Raw genomic sequence first — 24,201 nt, forward strand, 5'->3', positions numbered from 1 at the left:
GACTTCGCGGGGGTTCGCAACTAGATCACCGCGCATGCCCATCCCGCCGGCCGCGTCTCGCGCCGATCCCGACATCATCAGCCTGGGTTGCCGCCTGAATATCGCGGAAAGCGAGACGATTCGCGCGTTCGTCGCCGGGCGGAACATGGTCGTCGTGAACAGCTGTGCGGTGACCAACACCGCAGTTCGCGAGACACGCGACCGCATCCGTCGCGCGCGCCGCGACCGCCCGGGCGCGGAAATCGTCGTTACCGGCTGTGCGGCGCAGATCGACCCGTCCGGTTTTGCCGCGATGCCCGAAGTCGATCGGGTGATCGGCAACGTCGACAAACTGACGCCCGCCGCCTGGGCCTCCGCCGAGCCCGTAATCGTCGCCGACATCATGGCAGTACGCGATACGGCCCCGCATCTCGCCGAGGCATTCACTCCTGCCTTTTCCGGCCATGCCCGCGCCTTTGTCGAGGTTCAGAACGGGTGCGACCATCGCTGCACCTTCTGCGCGATCCCGTTCGGACGCGGCAACAGCCGTTCGGTGCCGGCTGGCGCGGTGATCGACCGGATCGGCGCGCTGGTCGATGCGGGGCACCGCGAGGTCGTGCTGACCGGCGTCGATCTGACCAGCTACGGTCCCGACCTGCCGGGCGCGCCGACACTGGGGATGCTGGTCGAACGCATCCTGCGGCATGTTCCCGCGCTGGAGCGTTTGCGCCTGTCGTCGCTGGACGGGATCGAGATCGACGGCCGTTTGTTCGACCTGCTCACCGGAGAAAAGCGGATCATGCCGCATGTTCACCTTTCCCTTCAGGCGGGCGACGACATGATCCTGAAACGCATGAAGCGCCGCCATTCCCGCCAGCAGAGCGTAGCTCTGGTCGAGCGGTTGAAGCGCGCGCGCGGCGACATCGCGATCGGAGCGGACCTGATCGCGGGTTTCCCGACCGAAGATGATGCGATGGCCGCCAATACGCTCGCGCTGATCGGCGATTGCGACATCGTCCATGCGCATATCTTCCCCTATTCCGAACGCGACGGCACGCCCGCGGCGCGCATGCCGCAGGTCGCGATGCCCGTGCGCAAGGCTCGCGCCGCTGCGTTGCGCGCGGCGGCGGCGGAGCGGCGGCGGGCATGGCTCGCCTCGCTCGTCGGATCGACCCAGCAGATACTGGTCGAGCGGCCCGGCGATCGCGGGCATGCGGCGAACTTCGCCGATGTTCGCTTCCCCGCCGACCGGCTGGATGTCGGCAGTATCGCTGCGATCAAGATCACCGCCACCGATGGCAAAAACCTAACAGGAACAGCCGCATGAATACCGCCTGGCACAACAAGCTGCTCGGCGGCTTCAAGCGCACGTCCGATCGGCTGATCGGCAATCTCGCGGGTCTGGGTGCCGCACGTCTGGACGACGAAACGCTCGACGAGATCGAGGAGGCGCTGATCGCGTCCGATCTGGGTCCGGAAACCGCCGCGCGCATCCGCGCCCGGCTGGGCGAGGGCAGTTTCGAGCGGAACATGGAGGAACTCGGCATCCGCCTGATCGTCGCGGAGGAGATCGAGAAGGTGCTGGCCAGAGTCGCCAAGCCGCTGGAGATCGAGGCGTTTCCGCGTCCGCAGGTGATCCTCGTCATCGGCGTGAACGGATCGGGCAAGACGACCACTATCGCGAAGCTCGCGCATTTGTTGATGGAGCAGGATTATGCCGTGATGCTCGCGGCCGGCGATACGTTCCGCGCCGCCGCGATCGGACAGCTCGCCACCTGGGCCGAACGGGTCGGCGTCCCGATCATCTCGGGCAAGGAAGGCGGCGACGCGGCGGGCATCGTCTACGAAGCGGTCAAGCAGGCAACGGCGATCGGCACCGACGTGCTGATCGTGGACACCGCCGGCCGCTTGCAGAACAAGCGCGAACTGATGGACGAACTGAGCAAGATCCGCCGTGTTCTCGGACGGTTGAACCCGGCGGCTCCGCACGATGTCGTCCTCGTCCTCGACGCCACGACCGGCCAGAACGCGCTCAGCCAGATCGAGGTGTTCGGCAAGGAAGCGGGCGTGACCGGACTCGTCATGACCAAGCTGGACGGCACCGCGCGCGGCGGCGTGCTGGTCGCGGCGGCGGAAAAATACGGCTTGCCGATCCACGCGATCGGCGTCGGCGAACAGATGGGTGATCTCCGCCCGTTCGATCCGAACGAAGTGGCCCGGATCATCGCCGGCGTGGGAGAATTAACGTGACGACCACGACCGTCCCGGAAAAGAAGGGATCGCCCGGCCTGCGCCTGGCTTTGGACTACGGCCCCCTCATCGTCTTCTTCGCCACGAACTTCCTTCTCCCCGCCCCCTCGCAATGCAAATCGTGGCGCAAACGACGCCGTTCCTGGATGGGGTAGATAAGGTGGCGGCTTTAGTCGTCGCCAAGGTGATCGTCGCCACAGTCGCCTTCATTCTCGCGACGATCGCCGCGATGGTCGTGTCGCGCGTAAAGCTTGGCGGGATATCGCCGATGCTGTGGATTTCGGGCGTGCTGGTCGTCGTATTCGGCGGCCTGACGCTGTATTTCCACGATCCACGCTTCATCCAGATGAAGCCGACGTTCGTGTATCTCATCTTCGGCGGAACGCTGGGCTTCGGCCTGCTCACCGGACGCCCGCTGCTTCAGGCGTTGCTGGAGACGGCATATCCCGGTTTGAACGCGGTCGGTTGGCGGAAGCTGACGCGCAACTGGGCAGTATTCTTCTGCGGCATGGCGCTGCTCAACGAAGCCGTGTGGCGGTCAACGAGCTGGGACTTCTGGGTCGGGTTCAAATTGTGGGGCGCGATTCCGCTGACGTTGTTGTTTGCCTTCGCCAACATTCCGATGCTGTTACGGCATGGTCTAACGATGGGTGACGAAGCGCCAGTTCCGCCGGAGGGTTGAAGGTCCCTCCCCGGCCTGCACCGGGGAGGAACACGAGGGTTCAGCCAACAGCGGCGTCGTAGATCTTGCCGGCTTCGTCCCAGTTCACGACGTTCCACCACGCCTTCAGATAGCCGGGACGGTCGTTCATGTAGGTCAGGTAATATGCGTGTTCCCACACGTCATTACCCAGGATCGGCGTGCCCTTGTCCTTGGCATCGTCCATCAGGGGATTATCCTGGTTCGGCGTCGATACGACCTTCAGCGCGCCCGATTCGTCGGCAATCACCCAGGCCCAGCCCGAACCGAACTGGCCCGCACCCTTGCCGTTGAAATCTTCCTTCAGCTTGTCGAGCCCGCCATAGGTCTCGATCGCTTCGGCCAGCTTTCCCGACGGCTTGGTCGTGCCTTCGGGACCCATGATCTTCCAGAAGAATGCGTGGTTCCAGAACCCGCCGCCATTGTTGCGCACGAGCGGCGGCTGCGACGAGATCATGCCGAGGATCTCCTCGATCGTCTTGCCTTCCAGCTTCGGATCGGCGGCCACGCCTTCGTTCAGCTTCGCCGTATAGGCCGCGTGGTGCTTGTCGTGGTGGAACGTCATCGTCTCTTTCGAGATCGTCGGCTCCAACGCGTCATAGGCGTAAGGCAGCGGTGGGAGTTCGAAAGCCATGATGTTCTCCTGTGGATGGATCGGTTGGGCAACGCCTGCCTTTGGAAATGGGTCCGCCCCCGTCGTTACGCAACCGATTCGGATGGACCCGCGGAAATTAGCCCGTGCCGCTTCAATGCGTGCCGCAACTGATCGTAACTCAACCCCAACGCCTCGGCCGTCGCACGCTGATTGAAGCGGCTGTCGGCCAGCGCCTTTTCCAGCAACTCCCGCTCGAACCGCGCTATCCGGGTTTTGAAGTCCCCGCTGCAGTCCGGTTCGGGCGCGGTTGTCGTCGGCGACGACACCGGTGGGGACATGCTCGTCGCGGCGACGCCGACCGGCTGATATGGCGAATGAAACGGATCGAACTCGATATGCTCGATCGGCCCGCTCTGTTCCCAGCGATAGACCGCACGCTCGACCACGTTGCGCAATTCGCGGACGTTGCCCGGCCATTGATAATCGACGAGCGCGTCGGTCGCATCGCGTCCGAACCCCGCCCAACTATCGCGCCCCAGCTCCGCCGCCATGCGCCGCCCGAAATGATCCGCAAGTACCATGACGTCCCCCGGACGGGCGCGCAGCGGCGGCAATGTCACGACCTCGAAACTAAGGCGATCGAGCAGATCGGCGCGGAACTGGTGGCATTCGACCTTCGCGGGAAGATGCTCGTTCGTCGCCGCGACGATGCGTACGTCGACGCGCAGCGGGCGCGACGATCCGATCCGGGTGATCTCGCCATATTCGACCGCACGCAGCAACCGCTCCTGCGCCCCCATCGACAGCGTGCCCAACTCGTCGAGGAACAGCGTGCCCCCGTCCGCTTCCTCGAACCGGCCGACGCGCGCCTTGGTCGCCCCGGTGAACGCGCCGGCCTCGTGCCCGAACAGCTCCGCCTCGATCAGCGTCTCGGGCAAGGCCGCGCAGTTCATCACGACGAGCGGCTGGTCCCAGCGGGGAGAAAGGCGATGCAGGCGCTCGGCGACCAGTTCCTTGCCCGTGCCGCGCTCGCCTATCACGAGCACCGGTCGATCCAGCGCAGCTGCACGACTGGCCCGTTCGAGCACGTCGAGAAAGGCGTTCGATTGCCCAATGACCTGCGTCGCACGATCCATTCCCAAAGCTTGGCGTATTTTACCAAGCCTTCGCAAGACACAAAATGGCCGACCGGGTTCAAACCCTTATGAAATGGCGGAAAACCGTGGGTTTCGAAACTGGCACGGTCCCTGCAATGCTTCAGGCAATCGTCACAGAGACGAGCATCGACATAGTCTTCAGGGAGTTTCCACCATGTTCGCACAGACCACCGATCTCCGCCGCAACGTAGTCGCCATGTTCTTCGCCGTTCTGTTCAGCTCGGTCACCGTGCTCGCAGCGGTCGGACCGGCCCACGTCGCGGCCCCCGCAACCGTCGCTGCAGCGTAACCGCAGCACGCAGCCGGGGCGGACCCCAACCCCTTATCCGCCCCGGCGTCCCTATCGCCCCAGTTCAAACAGGAGTTTTCCAATGGGCATTTTCTCCCGCACTCGCGACATCGTCGCTGCCAACTTCTCCGACCTGCTCGACAAGGCGGAAGACCCCTCGAAGATGATCCGCATGATCATCCTCGAAATGGAGGAAACCCTGGTCGAAGTCCGCGCCTCCGCCGCCCGCACGATCGCGGATCAGAAGGAAATGCGTCGTCACATCTCGAAGCTCGACAAGCTGCAGGACAGCTGGACCGAGAAGGCCGAACTGGCGCTCAGCAAGGGCCGCGAGGATCTTGCCAAGGCCGCCCTGGTCGAGAAGCAGAAGGCCGCCGACATGGGCGCCCAGCTGGAAACGGAAATCACGGTGCTCGACGATGCGCTGCGGTCTTCGGAGGAAGACATCGCGAAGTTGCAGAAGAAGCTGAGCGAAGCACGCACCCGCCAGAACCAGATCGTCACCCGGCTCGAAACGGCGCACAACCGCTTCAAGGTCCGGGAAATGTATGCCGGCCAGAAGGTGGAAGACGCATTCTCGCGCTTCGACATTCTCGACCGCCGCGTCGACCTGGCCGAGGGCCGGGCGGATGCCGCCGGTCTGGGCGGCGCACCGAAGACGCTGGACGAGGAAATCGCCGAACTGAAATCGGCCGAGAAGGTCGATGCCGAACTGGCTGCAATGAAGGCTCGCATGGGCCGGGAGGGCTGAGATGGAAGATCTCGCGCCCATCATCGCGATCGCCTCGATCTTTATCGGGATGCCGTGGATCATCCTCCACTACATCACGAAGTGGAAACAGGCACCGAAGATCACTCAGGAGGACGAAGGCCTTCTCGACGAGCTCTACTCGCTCTCGCGCCGGCTGGAAGATCGCCTGAACACCGTCGAACGCATCGTTGCCGCCGACAATCCCGACTGGAAGCCGCGCCAATCGCACGACCGCAACCAGTCCGACGACTATCTTTCGAGGAGGAACTGAAATGTCCGCCAGCCGCACCAAATTCTACGTCGACAAGCAGAACCGCAAATGGCTCGGCGTCTGCGCCGGCATCGCCGACTATACCGGGGTGGACGTCACCTGGGTCCGGGTCGGCGCGGTCCTCCTGACGGTCGCCGGGGGCTTTCCCTGGACCCTGCTGGCCTACTGGCTGGTCAACTGGATGGCCGATGTCAAACCTTCGGGACTGTATGACAGCGAAGAGGACCAGAAGTTCTGGCAGGGCGTCCGGTCCAACCCGAAGCGCTCAACCGCGGAAATCCGCTCCAGCTTCCGCGACATCGATCGCCGGCTCGCCGACATCGAGACGTACTACACAAGCCGCAACAGCCGCCTGGCCAACGAAATCGACAGCCTGCGCTAAGCCGCAGGCCGTCAGACAGGGAGATTTACAATGAATTGGGCTGGACCAGGTTTCGTCATCGCGATCATCGCGATTTCCACCATCGGTTGGGTCGCCACCAGCTGGATCCGCGCAAAGCATGGGTATCCACTGGAGAACGAATGGGGCGGCGTCTCGAAATGGACGGGCATGGATAGTGGCGACGAACGCAAGATCGCCCTGCTATCGTCCGAGAACGAGCGTCTCACCGGACAGATTTCGCGATTGGAGGAACGGATCGCCGTCCTCGAACGCATCGCCACCGACCCCGCCGAGCGCACCGCCCGCGAAATCGACGCGCTGCGCGACCGTTGACACCATAGGCTGCGCGGACATCGCGCGCCTTCAATCTCAAGGATAGAATCATGATCGTGTTTCTAGGCGTAATGGCCGCCATCGCCGCCATCGGCACCTGGTTGACGGAACGCGTCGACCGCCCCGCCCGCCGGCTCGAACGTGAAGCTCGCCAGGCGCAGTGATCTCCACAACGATAATAAAAGCAGGGAGTTTTCTATGTTCGACAACCCATTCAGCATGGTCGTTGCCATCATCCTGATCGTGACGATCGGCAAGGTGGTGCAGGCACGCCACCGCGCCCACCGGGACGACGCCGGCACCGGCTTCTCCCCCGCCCGCAACGAGGGCGCCGCGGAAGCCGAGAACCGGCACCTGCGCGAGGAACTGAAGGCGATGAAGGATCGCCTCGCCGTGCTCGAGCGCATCGCCACCGAAAACAACGACAGCGGCGCCCGCCTCGATCGCGAGATCGACCGGCTCCGCGACCGCAGCTAACCCCACCCGCAAGGAGCAGGGATTATGTACGACCCCAACCTCTATATCACCCTCGCCGCCGCATCGCTGGGAGCGATCGGCATGGTCACCTTCGCCGGACTAACCGGCTGGCGCGGATGGCTCGCACTGAAGCATCAGGAATTGCAGGCAGGCGGCGACATCGGCCCAATTCAGGCGCTGCCCAACGCCAGCGCCCGCATCGAAATCGCGGACCTCAAGGAACGCATCCGCAAGCTGGAAGCGATCGCCGCCGGGGTGGACCTTTAGGGCTCGTGGTTTCGTCACCCCGGACTGTTTCCGGGGTCCACGGCTCGGCATACAAACCCTTGAAGTTTCTGACGAAGACCACGCAGCACGGTGGCTCCCGGAACCAGTCCGGAATGACGATCGAGAACGGTTCACCCAAACACGGTTCACACCGAAGCGAACCGCGCTATAGCCGCCGAATGCCCAGCCTCACCGATCTGCAAGACGAATACGGCTTCCTCGACGCCGACGATCGCTACCGCCTGCTAATCGATCTGGGGCGCGAGCTGGAACCGATGCCTGATGCGCTTAAGACCGATGCGACCCTGGTGCGCGGTTGCTCGGCGTCGGTCTGGGTCTATCCGACGGTTCGCGACGACAGCACGCTGCATTTCCTCGCCGACAGCAATGGGGCGATCACCAAGGGGATCATCGCGCTGGTCCTTCTCACGGTGCAGGACCGCGCACCGGACGCGATACTGGGCACCGATATCGAGGGACAACTGAGCCCGTTCGACCTGCGTAACCAGCTCAGTTCGAACCGGACGCAAGGCATTCCCAACATGATCGCGCTTATCCGCGAAACCGCGCAGCGCTACGCAGCATGATCGCCCAGTTTCAGGACCGAGCCTTCGGAGGCTTCGGATAGGGCACGAACTCGCCGAGCGAGATCGATCCCTTGGGGAAACGGCCGTTGCGATCGACCAGCTGCACGATATCGATGTTGCACAACTGGTTGCTGAACGTCTTCGTCACCAGGATGTCATCGTCGTCGAGAAAACTGGCCGGACCGCGCAGCCGGTTGAGGTACACGGTGCCGCCATTTGTCGTGTACACGATGCCGATCCCGTCGAGAATTTCCGTCGAACGGATGTCGCGCAGGTTGATACAATTGACGGGACGCTCCGCAACGCGACCCGCGACCGCTTTTTCCAGACGCTGTTGCGGGGTCAGCCCGGTGCGAGCCTCCGCGGTAGCGGCGCCTGCGAGAAGAACACTGCCGATCAGTAGATGAACGAGTTTCATGGCCGAACTCCCAAACATGGCTCCATATCGCCTAACCGCCCTGAATAGCGTCTGAATTTCCCAGGCGTAACGCCGGAGATCAACGCGGCTGAAGGTTCAGGGTTTCCACGACCTCGTCCAAGTCCGCACCCTTGGCGACCAGTTTCCAGCTATGCGGATCGGCACCGTCGATGACCGTCACCGCACCCTTGGGACAGATCCCCAGGCACTTGACCTCGACGATGCCGGTCGCGGCCTTGCGACCCTTCTTCAACCCCAGGTGCCGGCGAAGCGCCTTGCCGAGCGGCTCGCGCCCTTTGGGCCCGAACCCACCATCCAGCTTCTTCGAACATTTGCCGCAAACCAGCAGCGTGCCCGTCCATTCCGCCCGCACGTTTCGTACCACGGGCCGCAACGTCGGCAGCTTCAACCCGCCGGCTTCCACTCGCGCATCTCTTCGGCAGCGCGCAGGACGTCATAGGCGGCCTGCACTGCCTGAAACCGCTTCGCCGCTTCCGCATCGCCGGGCCGAAGATCGGGGTGGCTGTCCTTGGCGAGCTTGCGCCACGCCAGCTTGACCGCCGCGAAATCGACGTCCGGGTCGAGCCCGAGCACCTCCAGCGCGCGCATCTCGTCGCGCGACCGGCTGCCGTCGCCCGGCCCGGCCCACTGGTTGTGCCGGCTTTCGGTATAGCCTTCCGCGGTCTGCGTCTCCGCGCGCTCGCGTTCGGCGGCTTCCTCCGCCGTCAGCCCCTCGAAATAGTTCCAGCCGCGATTGTACTCGCCGGCATGCTCCTGACAGAAATACCAGCGTTCGGGGCTGTTGGGGGATTTCGGCGCGGGGCAATCGCCCTTTTCGGTGCAGCCGTGCCGGTCGCAGAGCCGCACGGTCACCGCTTCGCTGCCAGCCTCGCCATAAGCGCGCCAGCGGGGAAAGCCCCAGTCAGTCGATCGAGTAGAGGAACGCGCCATCGACCTCATCTAATTGGCGCGGGGCGAAATTGCCACCGCGCCCCGCGGATTTGCCGTAAATAAGCGCCAGAGGGTCTGTAAGCCGGGTTCTGTCCACCTGCTTCCGCAAGTTGGGCGACCATTCCTCTAGGCCTGCACTCGCATGCAGGCTCAAGCAACCAACCCGGGCGACGAGCAGCAACGATGCTCATTTGCCGCCCCTATTCGGTCTTGCTCCCGGTGGGGTTTGCCGTGCCGCCCCTGTTACCAGGCGCGCGGTGCGCTCTTACCGCACCCTTTCACCATGGCGTCGCCAAAGCGGTCGCCGTCTGCTCTCTGTGGCACTTTCCCTCGGGTCACCCCGGCCGGGCGTTACCCGGCACCGTCGTTACGTGGAGCCCGGACTTTCCTCGCGCATCCCGAAAGACGCCCGCGGTCGCCCGACCCTCTGGCGCCGCGTGCCTTACGCGTCGCCCTGCGGTTTGGGAAGCAAAAGCGCCAGCAGGATGCAGCGGCATTCCGCATCGATCTCGCCGTCGATCAGTTCCGGCCGGAATCGCCGCTGGAACGCGACGAGCGCCGCAAGCTTGTCGGACACGTCATAGCCGAAGCGTTCGAGCGCGAGCAGGAACCCGCCCTGCGTCCAGCCCGGATCCATCAAATTCTTGGTCGGCCGGGGCAGCGCAAGCCGCAGCTTCGCCAGCCGGGACCAGGGGAACAACTCGCCTGGGTCCTGCTTCCGCTTCGGCGCGATGTCCGAATGGCCAACCACGTCGCCGCGGCCGATATCGTAGCGCTCCTTGATACCCGCGACCAATGGCAGCAGCGCGTCGATCTGTTGTTCCGGGAACGGGCGATATCCGTGTTCGTGCCCCGGATTGACGATCTCGATCCCGATGCTGGCGCTGTTGACATCGGTGATGCCGCGCCAGTGCGATTGCCCGGCATGCCATGCGCGTTTCGCCTCATCGACCATCCGGAGGATCGTGCCGTCCTCCGCGACCAGATAATGCGCCGACACCTTGGCTTCCGGATCGGTCAGCCGCTGGATCGCGGACTCCGCATCCTGCATACCCGTATAATGCAGCACGATCATCGTGATCGGCAGCGTCCGATCGTCGAAATTGGGCGACGGCGTTTCGATGATGTTCATGCGCTATCCCCATGTTCCCTGCCGACCCGCGCGGTGCGGATCGTCACGATCGCGACGCCGAGCATCGCGATCCCTCCGCCGGTTAGCATAAGCGCGGTCAGCGGCGTGCCGAAATAATAGGATGCGGCGAAAACCGAGATGACCGGCGCCGCCAGGGTCAGCGGCGTGACCAGACTGATCGGATGCCGCTGCAACAGGTAGGACATCGATCCCTGCCCGATGACGGTCGATCCGATCGCCGAAAACGCCACCCACCCGAGCGCGCCGAGCGGCAGTGCTGGTATCGCATGCATCGCCTGCGGTTCCACCTGCCACGCCAGCAGGCCCATCACGATCGACCCCCACAACCCGATCCACGCATAGATGGTCAGCACCGGAACACCGATCAGGTAGCGCTGGATGATCGATCCGACCGCCCAAAAGAAGCTCGCCAGCGCCGTCAGCGCCAGCCCCGGCACCTCGCGCGCGGCGGCGGGATCGAACACCAGCAGGACGACGCCGGCAAACGACAAAGCGATCCCGGCCATGCGGGGAAGGCGGATGCGTTCCTTGAAGACGATGATTGCTAGGATCATGGAGAAGGGTACGCCCAGTTGCCCGGCGATCGCAAGCGCGCCGACATTGTCCGCAACGGCCAGCGACAGGTTGATCGCAACGTAGAAAAGACCGCCGACAAGGATGCCCAGCGCGGTCAGCGCAACCATGCGCCCGGGTACGATGCGCAGCCACGTTCCGCACACCAGCAGCACCAGCGCCTGTCGCAGGAAGCCGGCGGTCAGCGGGGAAATCTCCGTCACCGCCATTTTCACGGCGATGATGTTCAGCCCCCACATCATGTTCATCACGATGACGACGGCGAAATCGCGCAGCGTGAAGCCGGGGCGTTGGGGGAAACGTGCGACACCTGCCACCGCTTGCGACGACGACGCCGCAAAGTAAACGCTTCAGCCGCCGATCATCTCGTACAATCCGCGATATTCCGCCGACGGGCAGAACGCCTCGGTCTGTCCGATCACCGTCTCCCCCGCACCGAGCACGAGCAAACCGCCCGGGCGCAACACCGTGGCGAGACGGTCGAGGACCTGCCGCCTGAGCGAGGACGACAGGTACAGCAGGACGTTACGGCACAGGACGACGTCGAACTTGCCCGCCGGCAAGGGATCGGCGACGAGGTTGAGACGGCGGAAACTGATCTGGCGCACCAACTCGGGTTTCGCGGCCCAGTCGCCGCCGGCGGCATCGAACCAGCGGATCATCCGCCGGATCGGCAGGCCGCGCTGAATCTCGAACTGCGAGAACCGGCCGAGCCGCGCGCGCGCCAGTGCCGCTTCCGATACGTCAGTAGCGACGATCTCCGGCTTGCGTCCGCCCTTCGCCTCGACCTGTTCGTCGAACAGCATCGCCAGCGACAAAGGCTCCTGACCCATCGAACATCCGGCGGACCAGACCCGGATACTGCGGTTCGGTGCCTGTTCGCGCATCGCCTGTACGGCGGCGGCGACGGTATCCAGCACCGCAGCGTCACGGAAGAACGAGCTTTCCTGATTGAGCAGCGCGTCGACCACCTGATCCGCCACAAGCGGGTCGGTACCGCTCAGGATCTCGCCCGCCAGCTGGTCGAGCGTGTCAAGCCCGCGCTCACGCAGGACCGGTTTCAGCGCGGTTTCGATCCGCCATTCGCGATTCGCTGCGATCTGCTGGCCGGTGCGCTGCTCCAGCACCGCGGTCAGGATATGCATCGCCCCGCTCGGGCGCGGTGTCGGCGGGGTGAATACGCGGCGTGGTAAAGGCTTCAGCATGACGGCCTCCGTCCGGCGGCAACCAGCCGACCGATCTCCCCCGGCGGCAGCATCACACCGGCAAACTGTGCGACCGCGCCAGGCATTCCCCACACGACCGAACTCTCGCGATCCTGCGCGATCAAGGCGCCACCCGCATCGACGAGCTTCCGCGCACCGTCGCTACCATCGCGTCCCATACCGCTCAGCACGATGGCCATCGCGCGCGCGCCATGCGTCTCGGCAAGGCTTTCGAACATCGGATCGACGGATGGCATGCATCCGCTGCGCGCGGGTTCGCGGCTCAGACGGACGGCAAAGTTCCCGTCGCCCAATGCCACGACACGCATGTGACCGTCGCCGGGCGCAATGATGACGCGGCCGGCGCGAATCCGCAGCCGGTCGGTCGCGACATCGCAGGGGCGTCCCGCCAGCACGGCAACCTGCGCCGCGAAATACGGCATGAACGATTCGGGCAGATGCTGCGTGATCAGGATCGGGGTCGTGACGTCTGCCGGAACCTCGCGCAGCAACTGGCTAAGCGCGTGGATACCGCCCGTGGACGCTCCGATCGCGATGATGTCGAACTGGCTCTGCGTCGTGCGGTACGTCGGCCGGGCCGCTGGCGGACTGACGGCGGCGGATGCGACGGGGACGACCGGATCGATCACCAGCAAGCGCGAGAGTTTATCGACCAGGACATCCGCGAACCGCCCGGCAAATGCACCGACCCCGGGCTTCACCAGCGTGTCGGCAGCACCCAGCGCCAGCGCCTGGATCGTCGCGGCACCGCCATCGTCGCAGGAGGAGGATACGACCAGCACCTTCGCGCCGTCGCTCGCCACGATCAAATCGGGCAGTGCGGTCAGCCCGTCGACGCCCGGCATTTCGATATCGAGCAGGATTGCGTCGACGCGGTTGGTTTTCAGGAATGCGAGTGCGGCCTGCACGTCGGGAACGGTGCCGGCGAGAGCGAAGCGGCGGCTGCCCTCGATCATGCGGCCGATCACGGCGCGCGCCACCGCCGAATCATCGACGATCAGGATTGCCGGAAGCGAGGCGGGCATAGTCGGCAGGCGATTGGAATGAGTGGCCGCAAGTCGCCCGGATGGCGCGGCGGCCTCGACGGGCGCGAGGGTCATGGCGGTGGCCCCTTCAGGCCATGCCGACGATCTGGAGCTTGCTTTCCAACGTCTCGCGATCGAACGGCTTCATGACATATTCGTCCGCGCCCGCCTCGATCGCGGCGCGGATATGACCCATTCCGTTCTCGGTCGTGCAGAAGACGACCTTCGGGCGGCTCGTCACCGCGCTGACGCGCAATGCACGCAGGAAATCCATCCCGCTCATCACCGGCATGTTCCAGTCGAGCAGAATGACGTCAGGCGCGGAGGCGAGGCACGAATCGAGCGCTTCCTTGCCGTCGCCGGCTTCGGAAACCTGAAAGTTCAGCGTCTCCAATATGTGTCGCGCGACTTTGCGGATCACCTTAGAATCATCGACGACCAGGCACGTTTTCATGAATGCTTCCCGTTATGCGCAACGATCACGGTTTGCCGCAAATCCGTAAGCGTCCCGTTAATTCCACAGATTATGCAGCCAAGGCGGTGAGACCGGGCAGCAATGCGCGCAGGTCGATCGCCAGCAGCGGCTCTCCATCCTGTTCCACTATCCCGCATCCGGCTGCTCGCCAGCCCCCGTCCAATACGATGCCGGACGATAGCGGAAGCAGTTCGAACGGCGCGACGTCCTCCAGCGGATCGACGAGGACGGCATAATGATGCCCCTCGACCGCGGTGATGACCGCACGCGTCGCCGGTACCGCACCCGCAGGCAGGTTCAGCGCCGTACGCGTGTCGATCACCGTCACCACCCGGCTGCGCAACGCCGCCAGCCCCAGCACCTGTCCGCCGGTCCTCGGGACCGGAATGACCGTGCCGATATCGACCACCGATTCGACCTGCGCCGAATCGATCGCGACGGCGCGGCCCGCAATGTGCGCGATCAGGAATAGCGTGTTCATCGGATTGCCCCCGCCTGGCCCGTACCGGTGCGTTGGAGCAGCGCCGCAAGCAGCCCCGGACGATCGTAACGATAGACGCTGCCGTCATTCGCCGCCTGCGACCGATCGTGGCGCAGACGGACGACCGGTGCGGCATGCGTCACGGCGTCGTCCATCGTCAGCACCACCGCAGCCTTTTCACCGGCCTTCAGACGCGTCGCCACACGGTAACCCGCCCCTTCGAGCGCGGGCTTCAGGAACGTCGTCATCCATGCGGATTCGTTTCCGTCCAGCAGGCACAGAGGCGGCACGCGATTTTGCATGTCGTCGCCATGCGTCGCGAACAGCCAATGCACGTCGAGCACCTCAATCTGGTCGCCATCCATCGCAGCCACCCCGGCGACCGGCCCCGCCTCGCGCGCCGGAACGATCGTTTCGGGCAGCGTTACGATGTCCAGCGCGGCGGCGATCGCATAGGCGACCTCCGTCTCGCCATCGCGCAGGCGCAACACCGATACGTCGCGACCCTCGCCGATTTCGGCCATCGCGGCGAGCGGGATGATGCGGCCCTCCACGGTCAGTCGCAACCGCCCCGCCGCAAACCGGAACGCATCGGCCGTGACGGGCTCGACCCGGTCGATCACCGACAGAGGGACCAGCCGCCGCACGCCGTCCAGGTCGTCGAACAGCAGCGCCGAAACCTGCTCGGCCACCGGCTCCGCAACCACGTCGTCGATGCCGACCTGGCGCTTGAATTCCAGCCCCGCGACGTTGGATATGCCTGCACAGTCCAGTAGCAACATCGGCAGGCCGCTATCGGGCAGGGTCTGCCCGGCATAGACACCCGCCGCCATCACCGCCGGAGCGGCCGGCTTGATCACCAGTTCCTCATGATCCAGCACCGTCTCGACTGCCAGCGCATAGCTGCCGCCCGGAACGCCGACGATCACCAGCATCGGCAGCGCATCCGCATCGGTTCGCTCGATCGTCAGGATCCCGCCCAGATCGACCAGCGGCATGCGGCGTTCGCGCACCGTCGCGGTCGGCGTGTCGCCCAGCATGTCGATGCGGATCGCGTCGCCGCGAAGCGTGACGATCTCTTCGATCACCTGACGTGAAATGGCGAAACGCTGTCCTCCGACACCCACGCCGATGGTCGACATGATCGACAGCGTCAGTGGTACATGGATTGCGATACGCAGCCCCCGCCCCGGCGCATTGTCGATCTCGATCCGCCCGCCAATCTGCTCGATGTTCGCGCGCACCACGTCCATCCCGACGCCGCGTCCGGAAATCGACGTGACCTCGTCCTTGGTCGACAGGCCGGGTTCGAAGATCAGTTCCAGCTTGGCCTTGTCGCTCAACGCGATCAATTCCCGCATCGGACGCCCGCGCGCGGCGACCTTCTCGACCAGCCGGTCCACGTCGATGCCGCGACCGTCGTCCGAAATCTCGATGATGATCTGGTTGCCCGACTGCCGCGCCGCGACCGTCAATTGGCCGTTCTCGCGCTTGCCGGCCTTCGCCCGCCCGGCCGGCGCCTCGATCCCGTGGTCGATCGAATTGCGGACCATATGGACCAAGGGGTCGCGCATCATCTCGATCATCTCGCGATCGAGTTCGACGTCCGATCCCTCGATATGCAGCGTGACCGCCTTGCCCAGTTCGGCGGCAGTGTCGCGCACCATCCGGGGCAGCGCGGAAAACAGCGCGTCGATCTTCTGCATGCGGGTCCGCGTCACCGTGTCGCGCATTTCGGCGACGGTCAGCGACAGGCGTTCCAGCGCCGCCTCCACCGCCGGGTCCGCACCGTCGTCGCGCAACCGTCGCGCGAGTTCGTTGCGGGCCAGCACCATGTCCGACATGCCCGACATCATCCGGTCGAGCAGATCCACGTTCAGCCGCACACTGCGTGAAGACGTTCGCTGGCTGGTCGGCGCGGCGGTAACAGCGACGGAGTCCGATCCTTCGTCCAGCGCGGCGATCAGCAGATCCTCACCCGAATCCGCCAGCGAAACCCCAGCGTCGATCGCCTCGACGATCTCGCCGATCCGGTCGACGATCGCGAGGACGGCATTGACCAGCTTGGTGTCCGGCGCGCGCGATCCGTCGCGCACGGCCGCCAGCACGTCTTCGGCGGCATGGCTCAACCGCGCGAGCCGGGGCAGGTCCAGAAATCCGCAGCTTCCCTTCACCGTGTGGACGAAGCGGAAGATCGCATCCAGCCGCTGGCGATCGGAAGGATCGCTTTCCCATGCCACGATCTCGCCGGAAAGCGCTTCGAGCGTCTCCCGGGTTTCGGCAATAAATTCCTGAAGCAGATCGTCCATAGGCCCCCGGGTGGTTGACCGGGACCATTGTCCGACACTGGTTAAGGACGCGTTAGTTCAGGTTTTCGATCGCTGCGTCCCGGCGATATTCAGCCCGCCTGGAACGACGCCCCGAACAGCAGGACGGGTTCACCCGGCTCGGACACCTGCACCTGCCCGCCGCCTTCCTTGACCAGCGCGTTGACCAGATAGGCCGCCGCGGCACGCGGGGTGATCACCGCCTCCGGGTTCGTGCCGGTCAACGCGCCGCGCATCTCCTGATCCAGCACGATACGGGGGCCATCCGCGCGGACGACGATCTCCACCGCTCCGCCGACGCTTTCGGCACCGACATCCAACTGTCCGCCGCGGATCAGCGCGTCGCCGGCAATCAGCGCAAGGTTCAGCAACACCTTGATCGCGGGCTTGGGCAATGTGCTGTCCTCGATCAGCCAGCCGAGCTTGACGCGGTGGTTGTCGCCGAACAGCCCCTCGATCGCGGCGCGTGCCTCGCGCGAATCCACCATCTCACCAAATCCGCCCGCCGCACCGAAGGCCAGCCGGAAGAATTTCAGCTTGTTGGCCGACGCGCGGGCGCTTTCGTTCAGCAGTTCCAGACACCGCTGGCGCATCTCGGGGTCATGCTCGTCCGCCAGCAATTCAAGCCCGTTGTTGAGCGCGCCCACGGGGGAAAGCAGATCGTGACACAACCGCGAACAGAGCAGGCTGGCGAAATCGACCGGGCTGATGGTCATGAAGGAAAAGTCCGCTTCGGCAAAATGAGGTGAGCGCTCTTCTGGCGATGCGGGACGCAAGGTGCAAGTCAAAGGGCGTCATGACGTCACCGCGATATCCGCAAGACGAGTCTTATTCGCGGTGGCCGGCGGGTTTTCTTATCCTGGTGACCTTCCCGTCAAGCGAGGGGTTTGGTTTGCTCCCCTCCTAATATCTTCTAGCTCCCATCCCTGAAAGGGAGGGGCGGGGGGGTGTCGTCCGGGCGTACCGCTGCCGCGGCCTGAAGCCCAACAGTACAGCGAGCATCGACCCACCCCCAACCCCTCCCTTTCAGGGATGGGAGCTTAGAAGGAGGCAGCAAAACCTCAAACCACCACCAACTCAACCGGCTCGAACACCCCCCGCTCCCCACTCCGCCATGCCAGAGCCTCGCCCCCGCCAAGAATGATCCACACCGCCCCATCCCCCATCGCGCTTTCCGCATCGATCACAGAGGGCACGGGATCGCCGGACGGATGCGAATGATAACAACCGATCACCGCCGCTCCCCCGCCCCGCGCCCGCCGATGCGCCGCGAACAATGCCACCGGATCGATCTCGAACCGGCGTGCGGGTTCCGAAGCGACGTTCGCGCAAGTTTCCGCCGCCTCGATCATTCGGTCCGATCCGAACAGCAGACCGCATATCTCCGCCTGTGGAGACGCCGCCGCGTCGGCTAGCAGTCGCGCCAGCAGAGTGCTTGAAATCTCTAACCTCATTCCCACATCCTTAGCCATGAACCGGGGGTTTCCATCATCGCCGCAACGATTTCCGACACGGCCGACGGCTGGCGTCTGGATCGTGCTCTGGCGGAAGCGGTGCCTACCCTTTCACGCGAGCGGCTGAAGGTGCTGATCAACAGCGGTGCGGTCAGCGATGCCGCCGGGGACCTGTCGCGCGATCCGTCGCGCAAGGCGGCGGCAGGGGCCGTGTTCCAGGTTGCCGTGCCCGATCCAACGCCCGCGCATAACGAACCGCAGGATATCGCGCTGTCGATCGCGTATGAGGACGAGCACCTGATCGTCATCGAGAAGCAGGCCGGGTTGGTCGTCCATCCCGCCGCCGGCAATCTCGACGGCACCCTGGTCAACGCGTTGCTCCATCATTGCGGCGGCAGCCTGTCCGGGATCGGCGGCGTCGCGCGGCCCGGGATCGTCCACCGGATCGACAAGGACACGTCGGGGCTGATGGTCGCGGCGAAAACCGACCGCGCGCATGAGGGATTGGCCCGGCAGTTCCACGATCACAGCATCGACCGGCGCTACAAGGCGATCGTCGCGGGCATCCCGATGCCGATCGCGGGCAAGGTCGATGCCCCGCTTGCCCGGTCTGCGACTGATCGCAAGAAAGTCGCGATCGTTCAGGGCGGCAAGCGCGCGGTGACGCATTTCCGCACGGTTCAGGCGCTGCACAAAGCCGCTTTGGTCGAATGCCGGCTGGAGACGGGGCGCACGCACCAGGTTCGCGTGCACATGACATCGATCGGCCACCCCTTGCTGGGCGACCCGGTCTACGGTAGAACAAAACAGGCTCACCGCCTGCTTTTGGAAACCCTGAATTTCCACCGCCAGGCGTTGCATGCCGCCCATTTGGGGTTCATCCACCCTATCAATAGTAAGGCATTGGCGTTCGAAAGCGAAATGCCTGCCGACATGCAGGAACTGTTCAGCCACCTTAACGTATAGGTATCGGGTTTCGCCGCAGCGCGGCATATCCAAATCAAAGGGAGATCAAGTCATGGCTAAAAGCAACGTGCCAGCCACGGTCCCCGCTCTTGGCGGGGAGGCAAGCCTCAACCGCTATCTGTCGGAAATCAAGAAATTCCCCATCCTCGCGCCCGAGCAGGAATATATGCTCGCGAAGCGCTTCGAGGAACATGGCGACACCGACGCCGCAGCGCAGCTGGTGACCTCGCACCTTCGCCTCGTGGCGAAGATCGCGATGGGCTATCGCGGCTACGGCCTGCCCACGTCGGAACTGATTTCCGAAGGTAATATCGGCCTCATGCAGGGCGTGAAGAAGTTCGAGGCCGATCGCGGCTTCCGGCTCGCGACCTATGCGATGTGGTGGATCCGCGCCTCGATCCAGGAATATATCCTGCGCTCGTGGAGCCTCGTGAAGATGGGCACGACCGCCGCGCAGAAGAAGCTGTTCTTCAACCTGCGCCGGATGAAGTCCAAGCTCGACGCGTTCGAGGATGGCGATCTGTCACCCGAGCATCTGACCAAGATCGCCACCGATCTCGGCGTGACCGAGGCGGAAGTGACTAGCATGAACCGTCGCATGGCGATGGGCGGGGACACCTCGCTCAACGTGCCGATGCGCGAGGATGGCGACGGCCAGTGGCAGGATTGGCTGCAGGACGACGCACCGTTGCAGGACACCGTGGTCGCGGAGGCGCAGGAAGCCGACGTTCGCCACGAAATGCTGACCAGCGCGATGGACGATTTGAACGAGCGCGAGCAGCACATCCTGACCGAGCGGCGCCTGACCGACGATCCCAAGACGCTCGAGGAACTGTCGCAAGTCTACGGCGTCAGCCGCGAGCGTGTCCGCCAGATCGAGGTACGGGCGTTCGAAAAGCTGCAAAAGGCGATGATGCGCCTGGCTGGCGACCGACGGCTTCTCGCCGCGGTTTGATCAGGCTGAAACGGTAACCGAGAAGGCCGGCGGGGATTACCTCGCGGGCCCTTTTCATTTTACGACCTGGTCGGCTTGGGACGCTGAGGCAGGGCGGAGCGCGTGATGAAGCGAGATCGATCCCCCAACGTTCGTCTTGAGCTTGTCGAAGGGCGTGGGTGCTGAACAGGTGCTTCGACGGGCTCAGCACGAACGGCTCAAGTAACGTCATTTCCAAGTCTGAACACGATCCGTTCAAGCCGAACCCCATATCCCACTTGGCACGCCATCCCTGATCGGCCGAATCCAACTGGTCACACCACCCAACCCGTTCGTTTCGAGCGAAGTCGAGAAACCCTCGCCTCAGTATCCAAGGCTTGTTTCTCGACTTCGCTCGAAACGACGGTGGAATAGGCCACTGCCACGGCTAATGGCGGCAAAACCCGTCGCCTGTCGCCTCGTATGCTCGAAATCAAACGCCTTCCCCCTTCCCTCACCCCACCGAATCCGGCACCTGTGCGCAATGAGCGCCGCCCGCCCCTCCAGCACGCTTCGCCCAACGGCGCCGCGCCACCGCTCCGGCCGTTCGCCCGTGCGACGCGTCATCGGCTGGATCGTGAAAGCCACCTTGTGGTTCGCCCTCATCTCGGTGCTGCTCGTCCTGCTGTTCCGCTTCGTCCCGCCGCCGATCACCTTCACGATGATTGGGGATCTGATCGGCGGAAATGGCGTGACGAAGGAGTGGAAGCCGCTGTCGGAAATCGACCCCAACATGCCCCGCGCCGCGATTGCGGGTGAGGATGCACGCTTCTGCCTGCATCACGGGTTCGACTTCACCGCGATCGCCAGCGCCGCGGCCCGCAATGCGCGCGGCGGGCGTATCCGCGGCGGATCGACGATCAGTCAGCAGACGGCGAAGAACGTCTTCCTGATCCAGGGCGGCGGCTATGCCCGCAAAGCGCTGGAGGCGTATTTCACCGTCCTGATCGAGACGTTGTGGGGCAAGCGCCGCATCATGGAAGTCTATCTGAACGTCGCGGAAACCGGCATCGGCACCTACGGCGTGGAGGCGGGGTCGATCCGCTATTTCGGCCACGGCGCCGACCGTATGTCACCCAGCGAAGCCGGACGTCTTGCTGCAATCCTGCCGCTTCCTAAAAAACGCGCGGCAAAGGCTCCCCGCGGCTTCACGCGCCGTCATGGCAATTCCATCACGCGGCGCGTCGGTGTCGTGCGGAACGGCGGGCTGGACGCCTGCCTCCGATAAGCATGCGCGCCCTGCGTCTCGCCGTGCTGGCACCAATCATCGCCCTGTTGCCGGCGTCGGCGCCCGGCTATCCCTCGGCAGCCGAAATCCTCGGCGAAATCAATCGCCTGCGCACCAATCCCGTCGGATATGCCCGATCGTTGGAAGATTATCGCCGCCTGTTTGATCCTCGGGATCAGCGGCTCTACACGATGCCGGGCGAGACGCTCCCCCGCCTGTCGATCGACGGCGCGGCAGCGGTCGACGAGGCGATCACCGCGCTCCGCCGCCAATCGCCGCGAATCCCGCTGGACGTGGATTCGACGCTCACCCGCACCGCGCGCCTACTGGCGGACGATCAGGCGATCACGGGCGCGATCGGCCATCGCACCGCACAGGCACCGACACCGGGCGACCGATCGAAGGCCGCGAGCGGCGACATCTATCTCACGGAAGCAGTGAGTTACGGGTTCACCTCACCTGAAGACGTCGTCCGCCAACTCGTCATAGACGATGGCGTGCCCGGCCGCGGCCATCGCCGAACCCTGTTCTCGCCCGAACTGAGGTTCGCGGGCGTCTGGTGCGGCCCCCACGCCCGTCGCGCCGCGATGTGTGCGATCGATCTGTCCGCCTGGCGCGGCGGACGACCCACGGCGGAATGAGTCGAACGCTCAGGCGCTCAAAACGGCAGCTTGAAGCCCGGTGGCAGCGGCATTCCGCTCGTCAGCTTGCCCATTTCCTCGTTCGACGCCGTGTCCGCCTTGGCCCGCGCGTCGTTGAACGCCGCGACGATCAGATCTTCCAGCATTTGCTTCTCGGTCGGGACGATCAGTGAATCGTCGATCGCGATGCCGATGATCCGGCCCTTGGCGGACGCGGTCACCTTCACCAGACCGCCACCCGACGCACCCTCGACCTCAATCGTGTCGAGGTTCGCCTGCGCCTTGGTCAGTTCGTTCTGCACGTTCTGCGCCATCGCCATGATGTCTTCGATGCTCTTCACGCCTTTTCGCTCCTTTTGGCGGCTACCAGCCGGTCCAGTTCTTCCTCGGGCAATACCGCATCGGGAAACGCATCGAACGCCGCCTTGACCACGGGGCTCGCCAAAATTTCCGCGCGGATCGCCTCTTTAGTCTCCAGATGCCGTTCGCGGATCGTCGGCGCGCCGGGCGCATCCTCCGTCGTCACCTTCCACGCGCGTCCCGTACACCGCTTCAATTCGACGATCAGGTCGCGGACCATATCCGCGGGAAGCGGACGCAGCGAACTCAACACCATTTCCGGCGGATCGATGCGGATCACGCTCGCGCTCCGTTCCAGCTTCACCGCCAGCCCGAATTCGCCATTCGCCTCCAGCACGCCGATGATCCCCTCGATCGTGTCGGGCAGTGCCGCTTCCGCCGGAGCGGGCGGTGCGGATGGCGTCGCGGCGGCCGGGGCAGCGGCGGGGATCGATACGGGACCGCCTGCCGCCAATTGCCGGGCCAACTCGCCGGGATCGGGCATTTGCGATGCGTGGACGACGCGCAGCAACGCCATTTCGCACGCCTCGATCGGCAGCGCGGCGCGCGCCACCTCGTCATGGCCCTTCAACAGCAACTGCCACAGCCGGTGAAGCGCGGCGAAGGACATGGCGGTCGCCCACCCCTCCTGCGCCTCGCGCTCCTCGTTCGCCTGTCCGGCCTCCGGTGGCGATCCCAGCTTCACCAGCGTTACCTTGTGCACCGTCTCCAGCAGCGCGCGCAACACCGCCTGTGGATCGACGCCCAGATCATATTGCCGCCGCAACGCCGCCAGTGCGCCCAGCCCGTCACCCACCAGCAGCAGTCCGAGCAGATCCCGCACGGCACCCCGGTCCGACAGGCCGAGCATGTCGCGCACCGCCGCCGCCTTGACGCCGCCGCCCTCGATCCCCGCATGCGCGATCGCCTGATCCAGGATCGACAGACCGTCCCGCGCGGACCCTTCCGCCGCCCGTGCGATCATCGCCAGCGCCTCGGGTTCCGCCTCGACCTGCTCGGCCTGCGATACGAACGCGAAATGCGCCGCCAGTTGCTCCGCCGAAATGCGCCGCAGATCGAACCGCTGGCAGCGCGATAGTACGGTCACGGGCACCTTGTTCACCTCGGTCGTGGCGAACAGGAACTTCACGTGCGCGGGCGGCTCTTCCAGCGTCTTCAGCAACGCATTGAATGCGTTCTTCGACAGCATGTGGACTTCGTCGATGATGTAGATCTTGTAGCGCGCGGACACGGCGGCATAGCGCGACGCGTCGATGATCTCGCGCACGTCGTCGACGCCGGTATGGCTCGCGGCGTCCATCTCGATTACGTCGATATGACGGCCCTCGGCGATCGCACGGCACGGTTCGCACACCCCGCACGGATCGATCGTCGGCCCGCCCTCGCCGTCCGGTCCGATGCAGTTCAGCGCCTTGGCGATCAATCGCGCGGTGGACGTCTTGCCCACGCCGCGCACGCCGGTCAGCAGGAACGCATGCGCCAGCCGCCCGCGCTTGATCGCATTGCCGAGCGTGGTGACCATCGCATCTTGCCCGATCAGTTCGGCAAAGGTCTGCGGACGGTATTTGCGCGCAAGAACGCGATACGCCTCCGCTTTTTGCGGCTGAACGGGTTCGCCGAGATCGAAAGCGGGAAGATCGAAGGAGTCGGACATCGCCCCCTATCTAGGAGATGCGATCGGCTTTGTCGCCGCCCTTGCGGATCGCCTCGCGAACATTGCAGATGTTACGACGTAAACTGGAATGGCTCGGCGGGCGCGATACGACAAAGTCGCATCGTCAGACATATCCTTGCGCAGCAAGGCTTGAGGTGGAAGCCGGAACGACCCGCGGCGAAATCGTTGTGGCTGCTTCCTTCCGGATCTGACCAGGTTGGCGACGACCACGTCCGCCCGACTTCCGCGGCTCAGATA

The 24,201-nt window shown here is 64.5% G+C and carries 31 protein-coding genes and 2 other RNA genes; 15 read left to right on the forward strand and 18 right to left on the reverse strand.

Features of this window, described 5'->3' with window-relative positions; genetic code table 11:
- Positions 1-34 precede the first annotated feature (34 nt).
- The 3 genes from mtaB to H5J25_RS11085 all read left to right on the forward strand — a co-directional run bounded on the left by mtaB (position 35) and on the right by H5J25_RS11085 (position 2,911).
- Positions 35-1,306 (forward strand): tRNA (N(6)-L-threonylcarbamoyladenosine(37)-C(2))-methylthiotransferase MtaB, encoded by a 1,272-nt coding sequence (gene mtaB / locus H5J25_RS11075; RefSeq protein ID WP_202090939.1) that lies wholly within the window; start codon positions 35-37, stop codon positions 1,304-1,306.
- Positions 1,303-2,229 (forward strand): signal recognition particle-docking protein FtsY, encoded by a 927-nt coding sequence (gene ftsY / locus H5J25_RS11080; protein ID WP_202090941.1) that lies wholly within the window; start codon positions 1,303-1,305, stop codon positions 2,227-2,229. Before mtaB ends, ftsY begins: the two co-directional genes overlap by 4 nt.
- A 229-nt stretch (positions 2,230-2,458) precedes the next feature.
- Positions 2,459-2,911, forward strand: coding sequence for an inner membrane-spanning protein YciB (locus H5J25_RS11085; RefSeq protein ID WP_318781367.1), 453 nt, complete (start codon positions 2,459-2,461; stop codon positions 2,909-2,911).
- Between the two features lie 40 nt (positions 2,912-2,951).
- Here H5J25_RS11085 and H5J25_RS11090 read toward each other — a convergent pair whose 3' ends face one another.
- Together H5J25_RS11090 and pspF are read right to left on the reverse strand one after the other, a co-directional pair.
- Positions 2,952-3,563 carry a superoxide dismutase gene (locus H5J25_RS11090; RefSeq protein ID WP_202090946.1) on the reverse strand — a complete coding sequence of 204 codons (612 nt, stop codon included), beginning with the start codon at positions 3,561-3,563 and terminating at the stop codon, positions 2,952-2,954.
- 65 nt (positions 3,564-3,628) lie between these two features.
- Entirely contained in the window at positions 3,629-4,660 is a 1,032-nt protein-coding gene (gene pspF / locus H5J25_RS11095; RefSeq protein WP_202090949.1) for a phage shock protein operon transcriptional activator, read from the reverse strand.
- Between the two features lie 175 nt (positions 4,661-4,835).
- Between pspF and H5J25_RS21175 the strand changes: the two genes are divergently transcribed.
- The 8 genes from H5J25_RS21175 to H5J25_RS11130 all read left to right on the forward strand — a co-directional run bounded on the left by H5J25_RS21175 (position 4,836) and on the right by H5J25_RS11130 (position 8,038).
- Positions 4,836-4,970, forward strand: coding sequence for a hypothetical protein (locus H5J25_RS21175; RefSeq protein ID WP_263973928.1), 135 nt, complete (start codon positions 4,836-4,838; stop codon positions 4,968-4,970).
- An 82-nt stretch (positions 4,971-5,052) separates the two neighbouring features.
- Positions 5,053-5,721: a phage shock protein PspA gene (gene pspA, locus H5J25_RS11100; protein ID WP_202090952.1), complete on the forward strand. Its 669-nt coding sequence runs from the start codon at positions 5,053-5,055 to the stop codon at positions 5,719-5,721.
- Between the two features lies 1 nt (position 5,722).
- Positions 5,723-5,992, forward strand: a complete 270-nt coding sequence (gene pspB / locus H5J25_RS11105) for an envelope stress response membrane protein PspB (RefSeq protein WP_202090955.1) — start codon at positions 5,723-5,725, stop codon at positions 5,990-5,992.
- A 1-nt stretch (position 5,993) separates the two neighbouring features.
- A complete protein-coding gene (gene pspC, locus H5J25_RS11110; protein ID WP_202090965.1) occupies positions 5,994-6,374 on the forward strand; it encodes an envelope stress response membrane protein PspC in 381 nt (126 codons plus the stop codon).
- A gap of 30 nt (positions 6,375-6,404) precedes the next feature.
- Positions 6,405-6,707, forward strand: coding sequence for a hypothetical protein (locus H5J25_RS11115; RefSeq protein ID WP_202090967.1), 303 nt, complete (start codon positions 6,405-6,407; stop codon positions 6,705-6,707).
- A 198-nt stretch (positions 6,708-6,905) separates the two neighbouring features.
- Positions 6,906-7,184: a hypothetical protein gene (locus H5J25_RS11120; protein WP_202090970.1), complete on the forward strand. Its 279-nt coding sequence runs from the start codon at positions 6,906-6,908 to the stop codon at positions 7,182-7,184.
- Positions 7,185-7,208: 24 nt separating this feature from the next.
- Positions 7,209-7,451: a hypothetical protein gene (locus tag H5J25_RS11125; RefSeq protein WP_202090973.1), complete on the forward strand. Its 243-nt coding sequence runs from the start codon at positions 7,209-7,211 to the stop codon at positions 7,449-7,451.
- A gap of 179 nt (positions 7,452-7,630) precedes the next feature.
- The gene (locus H5J25_RS11130; RefSeq protein WP_202090975.1) at positions 7,631-8,038 is read left to right on the forward strand and encodes a SufE family protein; all 408 of its coding nucleotides are present in this window, start codon (positions 7,631-7,633) and stop codon (positions 8,036-8,038) included.
- A 10-nt stretch (positions 8,039-8,048) separates the two neighbouring features.
- On the opposite strand, the gene H5J25_RS11135 is transcribed toward H5J25_RS11130, so the two are convergent.
- From H5J25_RS11135 to H5J25_RS11195, 13 genes are all read right to left on the reverse strand, one after another.
- On the reverse strand, positions 8,049-8,456 hold the full coding sequence (locus H5J25_RS11135; RefSeq protein WP_202090977.1) for a hypothetical protein: 408 nt from the start codon (positions 8,454-8,456) through the stop codon (positions 8,049-8,051).
- A 79-nt stretch (positions 8,457-8,535) separates the two neighbouring features.
- A complete protein-coding gene (locus H5J25_RS11140; protein ID WP_225883070.1) occupies positions 8,536-8,880 on the reverse strand; it encodes a thioredoxin domain-containing protein in 345 nt (114 codons plus the stop codon).
- Positions 8,862-9,407, reverse strand: a complete 546-nt coding sequence (locus H5J25_RS11145; RefSeq protein WP_202090979.1) for a J domain-containing protein — start codon at positions 9,405-9,407, stop codon at positions 8,862-8,864. The genes H5J25_RS11140 and H5J25_RS11145 overlap by 19 nt, the downstream gene beginning before the upstream one ends.
- A gap of 62 nt (positions 9,408-9,469) precedes the next feature.
- An RNA gene (gene rnpB / locus H5J25_RS11150) (RNase P RNA component class A) lies at positions 9,470-9,838 on the reverse strand.
- Positions 9,839-9,849: 11 nt separating this feature from the next.
- On the reverse strand, positions 9,850-10,539 hold the full coding sequence (locus tag H5J25_RS11155) for an N-acetylmuramoyl-L-alanine amidase (protein WP_202090981.1): 690 nt from the start codon (positions 10,537-10,539) through the stop codon (positions 9,850-9,852).
- Entirely contained in the window at positions 10,536-11,450 is a 915-nt protein-coding gene (locus H5J25_RS11160) for a DMT family transporter (protein WP_225883071.1), read from the reverse strand. The genes H5J25_RS11155 and H5J25_RS11160 overlap by 4 nt, the downstream gene beginning before the upstream one ends.
- Before the next feature lie 33 nt (positions 11,451-11,483).
- On the reverse strand, positions 11,484-12,278 hold the full coding sequence (locus H5J25_RS11165) for a CheR family methyltransferase (protein ID WP_202096317.1): 795 nt from the start codon (positions 12,276-12,278) through the stop codon (positions 11,484-11,486).
- Between the two features lie 53 nt (positions 12,279-12,331).
- Positions 12,332-13,384, reverse strand: coding sequence for a chemotaxis protein CheB (locus tag H5J25_RS11170; protein WP_202096318.1), 1,053 nt, complete (start codon positions 13,382-13,384; stop codon positions 12,332-12,334).
- A gap of 88 nt (positions 13,385-13,472) precedes the next feature.
- Positions 13,473-13,838 carry a response regulator gene (locus H5J25_RS11175; protein ID WP_202090982.1) on the reverse strand — a complete coding sequence of 122 codons (366 nt, stop codon included), beginning with the start codon at positions 13,836-13,838 and terminating at the stop codon, positions 13,473-13,475.
- Between the two features lie 70 nt (positions 13,839-13,908).
- The gene (locus H5J25_RS11180; RefSeq protein ID WP_202090984.1) at positions 13,909-14,340 is read right to left on the reverse strand and encodes a chemotaxis protein CheW; all 432 of its coding nucleotides are present in this window, start codon (positions 14,338-14,340) and stop codon (positions 13,909-13,911) included.
- Complete coding sequence (locus H5J25_RS11185; protein WP_202090986.1) at positions 14,337-16,649, reverse strand: chemotaxis protein CheA; 2,313 nt, start codon at positions 16,647-16,649, stop codon at positions 14,337-14,339. Before H5J25_RS11185 ends, H5J25_RS11180 begins: the two co-directional genes overlap by 4 nt.
- 89 nt (positions 16,650-16,738) lie before the next feature.
- The gene (locus H5J25_RS11190) at positions 16,739-17,383 is read right to left on the reverse strand and encodes a histidine phosphotransferase family protein (protein ID WP_202090989.1); all 645 of its coding nucleotides are present in this window, start codon (positions 17,381-17,383) and stop codon (positions 16,739-16,741) included.
- A 345-nt stretch (positions 17,384-17,728) separates the two neighbouring features.
- The gene (locus tag H5J25_RS11195; protein ID WP_202090991.1) at positions 17,729-18,121 is read right to left on the reverse strand and encodes a M67 family metallopeptidase; all 393 of its coding nucleotides are present in this window, start codon (positions 18,119-18,121) and stop codon (positions 17,729-17,731) included.
- 6 nt (positions 18,122-18,127) lie between these two features.
- Between H5J25_RS11195 and H5J25_RS11200 the strand changes: the two genes are divergently transcribed.
- The 4 genes from H5J25_RS11200 (at position 18,128) to H5J25_RS11215 (ending at position 21,929) form a co-directional block, all read left to right on the forward strand.
- Positions 18,128-19,087, forward strand: a complete 960-nt coding sequence (locus H5J25_RS11200; protein WP_202096319.1) for an RluA family pseudouridine synthase — start codon at positions 18,128-18,130, stop codon at positions 19,085-19,087.
- Between the two features lie 52 nt (positions 19,088-19,139).
- Entirely contained in the window at positions 19,140-20,042 is a 903-nt protein-coding gene (gene rpoH / locus H5J25_RS11205) for an RNA polymerase sigma factor RpoH (RefSeq protein ID WP_055783172.1), read from the forward strand.
- 571 nt (positions 20,043-20,613) lie between these two features.
- Positions 20,614-21,288 carry a monofunctional biosynthetic peptidoglycan transglycosylase gene (mtgA, locus tag H5J25_RS11210; RefSeq protein ID WP_225883519.1) on the forward strand — a complete coding sequence of 225 codons (675 nt, stop codon included), beginning with the start codon at positions 20,614-20,616 and terminating at the stop codon, positions 21,286-21,288.
- A gap of 2 nt (positions 21,289-21,290) precedes the next feature.
- Positions 21,291-21,929 (forward strand): CAP domain-containing protein, encoded by a 639-nt coding sequence (locus H5J25_RS11215; protein WP_202090995.1) that lies wholly within the window; start codon positions 21,291-21,293, stop codon positions 21,927-21,929.
- Positions 21,930-21,946: 17 nt separating this feature from the next.
- Here the strand turns inward: H5J25_RS11215 and H5J25_RS11220 are convergent, their stop codons facing one another.
- From H5J25_RS11220 to ffs, 3 genes are all read right to left on the reverse strand, one after another.
- Entirely contained in the window at positions 21,947-22,270 is a 324-nt protein-coding gene (locus H5J25_RS11220) for a YbaB/EbfC family nucleoid-associated protein (RefSeq protein ID WP_202090997.1), read from the reverse strand.
- Complete coding sequence (locus tag H5J25_RS11225) at positions 22,267-23,943, reverse strand: DNA polymerase III subunit gamma/tau (RefSeq protein ID WP_202090999.1); 1,677 nt, start codon at positions 23,941-23,943, stop codon at positions 22,267-22,269. Before H5J25_RS11225 ends, H5J25_RS11220 begins: the two co-directional genes overlap by 4 nt.
- Positions 23,944-24,094: 151 nt before the next feature.
- Positions 24,095-24,192, reverse strand: an RNA gene (gene ffs, locus H5J25_RS11230) — signal recognition particle sRNA small type.
- Positions 24,193-24,201: the final 9 nt, after the last annotated feature.

The sequence above is a fragment of the Sphingomonas aliaeris genome, from assembly GCF_016743815.1.
Taxonomy (GTDB): Bacteria; Pseudomonadota; Alphaproteobacteria; order Sphingomonadales; family Sphingomonadaceae; genus Sphingomonas; species Sphingomonas aliaeris.

Excerpts from the sequence above, each read along its gene's own strand:
- rpoH (WP_055783172.1), top strand. The coding sequence starts at position 19,140 with ATGGCTAAAAGCAACGTGCCAGCCACGGTCCCCGCTCTTGGCGGGGAG.
- pspF (WP_202090949.1), bottom strand. The coding sequence starts at position 4,660 with ATGGATCGTGCGACGCAGGTCATTGGGCAATCGAACGCCTTTCTCGAC.
- ftsY (WP_202090941.1), top strand. The coding sequence starts at position 1,303 with ATGAATACCGCCTGGCACAACAAGCTGCTCGGCGGCTTCAAGCGCACG.
- H5J25_RS11185 (WP_202090986.1), bottom strand. The coding sequence starts at position 16,649 with ATGGACGATCTGCTTCAGGAATTTATTGCCGAAACCCGGGAGACGCTC.
- H5J25_RS11195 (WP_202090991.1), bottom strand. The coding sequence starts at position 18,121 with ATGAGGTTAGAGATTTCAAGCACTCTGCTGGCGCGACTGCTAGCCGAC.
- H5J25_RS11120 (WP_202090970.1), top strand. The coding sequence starts at position 6,906 with ATGTTCGACAACCCATTCAGCATGGTCGTTGCCATCATCCTGATCGTG.
- H5J25_RS11180 (WP_202090984.1), bottom strand. The coding sequence starts at position 14,340 with ATGAACACGCTATTCCTGATCGCGCACATTGCGGGCCGCGCCGTCGCG.
- H5J25_RS11115 (WP_202090967.1), top strand. The coding sequence starts at position 6,405 with ATGAATTGGGCTGGACCAGGTTTCGTCATCGCGATCATCGCGATTTCC.
- pspC (WP_202090965.1), top strand. The coding sequence starts at position 5,994 with ATGTCCGCCAGCCGCACCAAATTCTACGTCGACAAGCAGAACCGCAAA.
- H5J25_RS11125 (WP_202090973.1), top strand. The coding sequence starts at position 7,209 with ATGTACGACCCCAACCTCTATATCACCCTCGCCGCCGCATCGCTGGGA.
- H5J25_RS11165 (WP_202096317.1), bottom strand. The coding sequence starts at position 12,278 with ATGCATATCCTGACCGCGGTGCTGGAGCAGCGCACCGGCCAGCAGATC.
- H5J25_RS21175 (WP_263973928.1), top strand. The coding sequence starts at position 4,836 with ATGTTCGCACAGACCACCGATCTCCGCCGCAACGTAGTCGCCATGTTC.
- H5J25_RS11215 (WP_202090995.1), top strand. The coding sequence starts at position 21,291 with ATGCGCGCCCTGCGTCTCGCCGTGCTGGCACCAATCATCGCCCTGTTG.
- pspA (WP_202090952.1), top strand. The coding sequence starts at position 5,053 with ATGGGCATTTTCTCCCGCACTCGCGACATCGTCGCTGCCAACTTCTCC.
- H5J25_RS11170 (WP_202096318.1), bottom strand. The coding sequence starts at position 13,384 with ATGCCCGCCTCGCTTCCGGCAATCCTGATCGTCGATGATTCGGCGGTG.
- pspB (WP_202090955.1), top strand. The coding sequence starts at position 5,723 with ATGGAAGATCTCGCGCCCATCATCGCGATCGCCTCGATCTTTATCGGG.
- H5J25_RS11175 (WP_202090982.1), bottom strand. The coding sequence starts at position 13,838 with ATGAAAACGTGCCTGGTCGTCGATGATTCTAAGGTGATCCGCAAAGTC.
- H5J25_RS11155 (WP_202090981.1), bottom strand. The coding sequence starts at position 10,539 with ATGAACATCATCGAAACGCCGTCGCCCAATTTCGACGATCGGACGCTG.
- mtaB (WP_202090939.1), top strand. The coding sequence starts at position 35 with ATGCCCATCCCGCCGGCCGCGTCTCGCGCCGATCCCGACATCATCAGC.
- H5J25_RS11225 (WP_202090999.1), bottom strand. The coding sequence starts at position 23,943 with ATGTCCGACTCCTTCGATCTTCCCGCTTTCGATCTCGGCGAACCCGTT.
- H5J25_RS11130 (WP_202090975.1), top strand. The coding sequence starts at position 7,631 with ATGCCCAGCCTCACCGATCTGCAAGACGAATACGGCTTCCTCGACGCC.
- H5J25_RS11190 (WP_202090989.1), bottom strand. The coding sequence starts at position 17,383 with ATGACCATCAGCCCGGTCGATTTCGCCAGCCTGCTCTGTTCGCGGTTG.
- H5J25_RS11145 (WP_202090979.1), bottom strand. The coding sequence starts at position 9,407 with ATGGCGCGTTCCTCTACTCGATCGACTGACTGGGGCTTTCCCCGCTGG.
- H5J25_RS11135 (WP_202090977.1), bottom strand. The coding sequence starts at position 8,456 with ATGAAACTCGTTCATCTACTGATCGGCAGTGTTCTTCTCGCAGGCGCC.
- H5J25_RS11085 (WP_318781367.1), top strand. The coding sequence starts at position 2,459 with ATGGTCGTGTCGCGCGTAAAGCTTGGCGGGATATCGCCGATGCTGTGG.
- H5J25_RS11090 (WP_202090946.1), bottom strand. The coding sequence starts at position 3,563 with ATGGCTTTCGAACTCCCACCGCTGCCTTACGCCTATGACGCGTTGGAG.